General features: G+C 52.9%; 1 protein-coding gene. It reads left to right on the top strand.

Annotation, left to right across the window (positions count from 1 at the left end; translation table 11 throughout):
- Positions 1–629: DEAD/DEAH box helicase (locus ABTU92_RS29440; protein WP_408095094.1), on the top strand; the 629-nt coding region annotated here is incomplete at both ends.

Genomic DNA, 629 nt, shown 5'->3' with positions numbered 1-629 from the left:
GTCACCATGCAGCTAGCCAAGAGAACCAGAAGGCACTCGAAGGAACGTTCGTTGCAACTCTCGGGATGTCGGCAACGGTCGAGCGTGCGGGTGACAGCGGGCTCCAAACCAACATATCGTCGACACTTGGCAAAATTGTATACCGTTATGACTTAAACGCCGCCAGCTCCGACGGCATAATCTCTCTCTTCGACCTCATCAACGTACGCATTGACCTTGGCCATGACGAACAGGAGGCTTATAATAAATTAAGCGCAAGGATTGCTCGCTTAGCAAGAAACAAAACTGATCCTGACGCGGTCGAGCGTATAAAAATTCTGCTTCAACGTCGATCTCGTATTTCTGCAATGGCGCGCCTGAGGGTACCGGTTGCTGCGAAGCTCATCGACACGCATCGCGGCGCACGCGCCATGGTATTCCATGAGAGCGTGGAAGAAGCCACAAGACTCCTTCTTTTCTTGAAAGAACGTGGCCATAGCGCTACGATATATCACTCTCGCATCGCTGCTCCGTTACGTCGTGACAATCTCCGCCTCTACCGTAAGGGCGTGTTTGATGTGCTGGTCAGTTGCCGCGCGCTTGATGAAGGCATCAACATTCCGGAAACCCAGCTCGCGGTCATAGCGAGC

This window comes from Rhodoplanes sp. SY1, from assembly GCF_046000175.1.
Lineage (GTDB): Bacteria > Pseudomonadota > Alphaproteobacteria > Rhizobiales > Xanthobacteraceae > Rhodoplanes.
Note: the sequence above shows the minus strand (reverse complement) of the source record. Positions and strands in the feature narration are given on the sequence as shown.